Source organism: Roseicyclus sp., from assembly GCF_052168335.1.
GTDB lineage: Bacteria > Pseudomonadota > Alphaproteobacteria > Rhodobacterales > Rhodobacteraceae > Roseibacterium.
In genome coordinates, this window is record NZ_JBQLZP010000542.1 from 1 (window position 1) to 6362 (window position 6362).

At 70.1% G+C, this 6362-nt stretch carries 3 protein-coding genes; 2 read left to right on the forward strand and 1 reads right to left on the reverse strand.

All coding sequences use genetic code 11. From position 1 onward, the window contains the following. The coding region (locus ACTS11_RS16590) for a Crp/Fnr family transcriptional regulator (RefSeq protein ID WP_442641409.1) at window positions 1–417 on the forward strand (417 nt) is incomplete at its 5' end. Window positions 418–533: 116 nt separating this feature from the next. Here ACTS11_RS16590 and ACTS11_RS16595 read toward each other — a convergent pair. Then, window positions 534–4529 carry an AMP-binding protein gene (locus ACTS11_RS16595; RefSeq protein WP_442641410.1) on the reverse strand — a complete coding sequence of 1332 codons (3996 nt, stop codon included), beginning with the start codon at window positions 4527–4529 and terminating at the stop codon, window positions 534–536. Window positions 4530–4984: 455 nt separating this feature from the next. On the opposite strand from ACTS11_RS16595, the gene tig reads away from it, so the two are divergent. Next, window positions 4985–6310, forward strand: a complete 1326-nt coding sequence (tig, locus tag ACTS11_RS16600; protein WP_442641411.1) for a trigger factor — start codon at window positions 4985–4987, stop codon at window positions 6308–6310. Window positions 6311–6362: the final 52 nt, after the last annotated feature.

A 6362-nucleotide genomic window follows, 5' to 3' on the forward strand; every position in this document is an offset into this window, starting at 1 on the left:
ATCCTCGCCCGCTCGCCCGACCTCGACCGGCTGATGATGATCCAGTTCCTGAACGAGCTCGACCGGGCGCGCGACTGGATGCTGGTGCTCGCCAACCCCAGGGTGCGCGGGCGCGTCGCCGGGTTCGTCCTGGTCATGTGCAACCGCTTCCCGAAGATCGAGGGGATGCTCGGCCAGCATGAGGGGCGGCCGACGCTGCGCCTGCCGATCGGACGCGCCGACCTTGCGGCGCTGCTCGGGACACGGGTGGAATCGATCAGCCGGGCGCTGCATGCGCTGGCCGACGACGGGATTCTCGAGATCCTGCGGCCGGATCTTCTCGTCCTGCGCGACATCGACGCGCTCGCCGCCGAGGCCGGGGAGCCGGATCTCGCCGGCCATGGCCTCCCGGGCGGTCGGGCGGAGGGCGCGGCCTGACCGCTTCGGTCCCGGAAGCCCGCCCATTGCGCCTTGCGCGACCGGCATGATTGCGCCGGGGCGCGCGGTTCACGCCTCTGCCCGCCACTCCGGTCCCGCCCGGTGCGGCAGCGCGGTCAGGACGGGCTCGGCGTCCCTCCGGCGCGGGGGCCTTTCGGGCCCTCGGGGAACGTGATGCGCTTGTTCGCCAGCCGGTTGATGCCCATGCGGTCGAGGATCGGGCGGAGCGCGATGCCGAGCAGGACGCCCACGGCGAGCTGCGCCACGATCTCGACCGGGACGGGAAAGAGACTGCCGAAGACCCGTTCGAGGGCGAAATCGACCGCCCGGTGGCTGAGATAGATCATCAGCGCGTTCCCGGAGAGGATCAGGAGAACGCCGGTCAGGATGCGCGGCAGCGTGACGAAGGGCAGGAAGAGGCAGAGCCCGAGGGCCAGCAGCCACGCCACCTCGCCGTTGTTCGCGTAGACCATCTGCGCGATCCCGAGATGCACGAGCGCCGCCGCGATCGACAGGAATTGGCGGCGGGGCGTGTCCGAGAAGGCGAAGAGCGCGCCGAGCGCGAAGAACGGCAGGAGCGTCGTCGGCGACCGCATCAGGAGGACCGACACGTGCATGGGGTCGCCCGCGCCGAGGGGCGCCGACAGAAGCAGGACCAGCCCCGCGCCGACGAGTTCCGTGATGGCGAAGAACACGAGCGCGCCGCGCCAGGGATCCGCCGCCATCGCGCTGCGCAGCCGCGGGATCGCCAGCAGCACGCCCAGCACCAGGAAGATCTGGAGGTAGGCGTGGAGGAACCATAGCCAGATGACGTGATGATCGTCGTTCCGAACGCCGAGGATCATGTCGTCGAAAAAGAGCGACACGTTCTCGTAGAGCAGCAGGGTGGCGATGTGCGGCGAGTTGCCGACCTGGACATGCATCGCGTAGATCAGCAGCGACGCGGGCACGAGCGGCACGAGCAGCTTGGCCATCAGGGCCCAGATGCGGCCGGTCCGCCCGTCGTTCAGGATCGCGGGCAGGTGCAGGCGCCCGAACGTGTAGCCGGCCAGCGCGAGCAGGACGAGAGAGGCGCCCACGCCGATCTCCCAGCCGGTGTGGTGGGCCACGACGGTCACGATGGCGAGGCTCCGCAACACGATGAACGTGTCGAGCCGTCGCGTCCGCTGGAGCCAGCCGGTCGGTTCCGGCGCGGCATCGGCCTCCACCCCGCAAAGCGCGAGGTCCGCGACGGCCATCCACTCCCAGTTCTCGGGCAGGGCGAAGCCCTGCGCCTCGAGTTCGAGGCGCGCCTCGATGGTGGAGAGGCTGTCGGCGCCGAGGTCGAAGAGCGAGGCGCTCCGGTCCGTCACGGCCCGACCGGTCGCCTTGGCGAGAACGGCCGCGACCGCCTTCTCGGCTTCGGTGGCCGGCCCGGCGCCCTGCGGCGTCGCCGCCTCGGCCTGTTCGATCCGGCCGACGAGCGCGATCAGGGCGTCGCGGTCGACCTTGCCGTTTCGCGTCAGCGGGAAGCTCGCCACGACGAGGATGCGGGCGGGCAGCATGTAGGACGGCAGGCTCCGCGCGAGGGTCGCCTTGACGGCGGCCTCGGTGACGGTCTCGGGTGCGCCGGTGGCGAAGAGCAGGATCCTGTCGCCGGACAGCGCCGCGAAGGCGCGTTCGACGCCCGGCATGGCCTCGACCGTCGCCTCGATCTCGCCGAGCTCGACGCGGAAGCCGTTGATCTTGACCTGCCCGTCGCGGCGCCCCGCGAAGTAGATGTTCCCGTCGGAAAGCTGGTAGCCGAGGTCGCCGGTGAAGTGCTGGCAGGCGCTGGCGGCGCCGGGGAGGGCGCGCTTTCGGTTGGTCCCCTCGACCGGATCGGCCAGTTCGGCCACGATCTCGCCGACCTCGCCCGTGGACACGGCGTCTCCGTCCTCATCGACGAGACGCGCGCCCGTCCAGGGCAGCGCGCGGCCCATCGGGATGTCGCGCTGGAGCGGGTCCGGGGCTTCGGTGATCTCGTGTATGAGGAAGGCCTGCGGGGTCTCGGTGGTCCCGAAGACATGGAACTGCCGCGCCTGCGGGGTGAGGTCGCGCCAGGTGCGCACGCTGGACGCCGGAAGGCGCTCGCCGCCCCAGAATATCCCGCGCAGGCTCGCGAAGTCGGCGGCATCGGCGCCGCCCGCCGTCACCAGACGCGCGGTCGAGGGGCTGAAGCGGACGACGTTGCAACGGGCGTGCCGGAAGAGGTCGCGCAGCGCCTCGGGGCGCGCCATCTCCTCCGCCGTCGGGACGGCGATCGTGCCGCCGTGGCAGAGCGGCAGGAAGACGTCGCGGAGCGTCGGGTCATGGGCGAGGCCGGCCATCATCATCGTGGTGACGGGGCCGGGCAGGTCCAGCGTCGCGGCCTGCCAGCCGACGAAGCGCAGGAGCGTCGTGTCCGGATGCGTCACCATCTTGGGGCGGCCGGTCGTGCCCGAGGTGAACATGTGGCAGGCGTGCGCGCGGGGCGGGCCGTCCACGATCTCGGCCCGGGCCCCGGCGGCGTGATCGGGCCAGACGACCTGGACGCGGCCGGCCAGTTCGATGGGGAAGGGCGCGCCCGCGCAGAGCATGAACCGCGCTTCGAGCCGCTCGAGCATGTAGCGGATGCGGTCCATCGGGTAGGTGCAGTCGATCAGCGCGAAGGACGCGCCGGAGGCGGAGACGCCGAGCATCGCCTCGACGAGCGCCGGATCGCGTTGGGCCAGCACGGCGACGCGGTCCTCCGCCGTCACGCCCGCGGCCTGGAGCGCGGCGGTGACGGAGCGGACGCGCTCTGCGAGCGCGCCGTAGCTGATCCGTTCGCGCGAGGTGACGATCGCGGTCGCCTCGGGGTCGCGCGCCGCCGTCTCGAAGAAGGGCTGGTGCAGGCGCCAGGCGGGTTCGGGATCGAGGCTCGTCTGCGGCAGGATCACCTCGTGGCCCGCGCGGGCCGCGCGGACGATCTCGCGGCATGTCGCCTCGGGTGCGTCGATGGCCGCGCGCAGGATGCGGTCGAGGAGGTCGAGGAAGAGCTGCACCCGTCCGTCGGTCAGCGTGCCCCGGTCGTAGTAGGCATGGGCCGTCAGGACGTTGCGATCCTCGGCCCAGACGAGGTTCAGGTCGAACTCGGTGCGCCGGTCGAGGAACTCGCGGGGGCCGACCTCGAGATCGCCCGCGCGGATCGGGCTCGCGGGGGGGAACATGTTGATCGAAATGCCCGGCGCCTTGCCCTGCGACAGGACGCCGTCGAGGAGGGGCTCGGTCTCGTGGGCGACGCTCCGGCTCGTGCGCTCGGAGACGTCGCGGGCGAAGGCCGCGAAGTCCCTGTCCGGATCGACGCTGAGGTCGAGGGGAAGGGTGTTAGAGAACGGCCCGACGACGGAATTGGAGGCGCCGAGGGACTTGCGGCCTTCGGACTGGAAGAAGCTCGACACGCCGCGGTCGCCCGTGAAGCCCTGCACGGCGAGGGCATAGGCCGCCGCGAGCACGCCGAATTTCGTGGCGCCGGCGCGCTGCGCGAGCGGCTTCAGCGCGCGCCCGAGTCCCTCGAAATCGCGCGTGGCCATCTGGCCGGCATCCTCGGCGGTGCCCTGCGAGACGCCGTCGCCGACGATGCGGACGGGAGCGGGCAGCGTGTCGACAAGCTCCTGCGCCTCGGGCGTCAGGGGCGCGTCGTCGGCGCGGGCGAAGTCGTAGTAGGAGGCGGCCGGGGCAAGCTCCTCTCCGGCGTAGAGCTTGAGGAGCTCGCGGTTCATCACGCCGCGCGAGAAGCCGTCGGTGATGGCGTGGTGTGCGGCGATGGTGAAGCGCCAGCAGTCGCCGTAATCGGCCGCGACGATGCGCACGAGCGAGCCCGGCTTGCGGGGGTCGACATCCTCGAAGATCAGGGGAAGGGCCTGCCGCCGGAACGCCTCGAGCGACCGGTCCGCCGGTTCGACGAGGTGAAGCCCGAACCGAGGCTCCGGCGAGACGTGCACCGTGACCGCGCGCGCGTCGATCGCGAAACTGGTGCGGAGCGCCTCGTGACGCTCGACCAGCGCCCGCGCGGCGGCGTGCAGGCGGTCCCGGTCGAGCGCACCGCCGACGAGGTGGCCGACGGCGATCATGTACGTCCCTGCGCGGGACAACTCGGCCTTTACGTATCTGGTCTGATTCCGCGTGGCGACCCGGCGCGAGGTCGATCTGTCAATCTGCATGGTATCTTCGAAAACTGCGTGGACGGATGACGCGGGCGAAATCCCGGCTGCACTCCGGCCGACTCGGTGAAATAATTGAAAGTAAGAACGGTAACGGACTCTCACTATTTCTCTGATCCGGCGGACGAGTCAAGCCCGTGGCGGATGCCCGGCCGCCGTTACGGCCGCCGTCCTGAAACCCTGTGCCGAAACCGCATGCCGACGGCTGTGCCGGTTGCCGCCGGAGGCCAGGGCCGCGGCCCGCGCCGCTGCCCTTTGCGCTTGCAAGCCTGCCGCGCCGCACCTAGAAGGGCCCCTGATTTTCAAGCCGACAAGCGTGGTGCGCGGGGCCTGAACCCGCCGCGCCCGAGCCCGTGAGGAGCCCAATGCAGATCACCGAGACCCTGAACGAAGGCCTCAAGCGCGAGTACCAGATCACCATCTCGGGAAGCGATCTGGAATCCCGCGTGACCGGGAAGCTCGAGGAGGCGCGCCCGGACATCCAGATGAAGGGCTTCCGCAAGGGCAAGGTGCCGATGGCGCTTCTGCGCAAGCAGTTCGGCCCCCGCCTCATGGGCGAGGCGATGCAGGAGGCCGTCGACGGCGCGATGCAGGGCCACCTCGACGAGACCGGCGACCGCCCGGCGATGCAGCCCGACATCCGCATGGTCAACGAGGACTGGAAGGAAGGCGACGACATCGTGGTGGCGCTCGCCTACGAGAAGCTGCCCGAGATCCCCGAGGTGGACTACAAGTCGATCTCGCTCGAGCGGATGGCGGTGACGCCCGCCGACGCCGACATCGACGAGGCGCTGTCGAACCTCGCCGCGAACGTCCAGAACTTCGAGACCAAGAAGGGCAAGGCGGCGGACGGCGACCAGGTGGTCATCGACTTCGTCGGCAAGCTCGACGGCGAGCCCTTCGAGGGCGGCGCGGCCGAGGATTACCCGCTGGTGCTCGGCTCGAACAGCTTCATCCCCGGCTTCGAGGACCAGCTCGTCGGCGCCAAGAAGGGCGACGAGAAGGCGCTCGACATCACCTTCCCGGAGAACTACGGCGCCGCGCATCTCGCGGGCAAGGCTGTGGTCTTCGACGTGACCGTCAAGGAAGTGAAGAAGCCCGTCCCGGCCGAGGTCGACGACGAGCTGGCCAAGAAGTACGGCGCCGAGTCGCTCGACGCGCTGAAGGGCCAGATCTCGGAGCGGCTGAAGGCCGAGTATACCGGCGCCGCCCGCGCGGTGATGAAGCGCAAGCTGCTCGACCAGCTCGACGAGAAGGTGACGTTCGACCTGCCCGCCTCGCTGGTCGATGCGGAGGCGAACCAGATCGCCCACCAGCTCTGGCACGAGGAGCACCCGGAAGTCCACGGCCACGACCACGACGCGATCGAGCCGACCGAGGAGCATCGCAAGCTCGCCGCGCGGCGGGTGAAGCTGGGCCTGCTCCTGGCCGAGCTCGGCCAGAAGAACGAGGTCAAGGTCTCGGATGCCGAGATGACCCAGGCGATCATGACCCAGGCGCGCCAGTATCCCGGGCAGGAGCGCGCCTTCTTCGAGTTCATCCAGAAGAACCAGGCCGCGCAGCAGCAGATCCGCGCGCCGCTCTTCGAGGACAAGGTCGTCGACTTCATCTTCGAGATGGCGGAAGTGACGGAGAAGGAGGTCTCGAAGGACGACCTCAAGGCCGCCGTCGACAAGCTCGAAGAAGAATAATCCTGCGCCACAACAGTTTACCGAGGGGGGGCCCCGGCGGGCCGCCCTTTTT

Bases quoted from the DNA above. Each gene is read 5' to 3' on its own strand.
- tig (WP_442641411.1), top strand. From the start codon at position 4,985: ATGCAGATCACCGAGACCCTGAACGAAGGCCTCAAGCGCGAGTACCAG.
- ACTS11_RS16595 (WP_442641410.1), bottom strand. From the start codon at position 4,529: ATGATCGCCGTCGGCCACCTCGTCGGCGGTGCGCTCGACCGGGACCGC.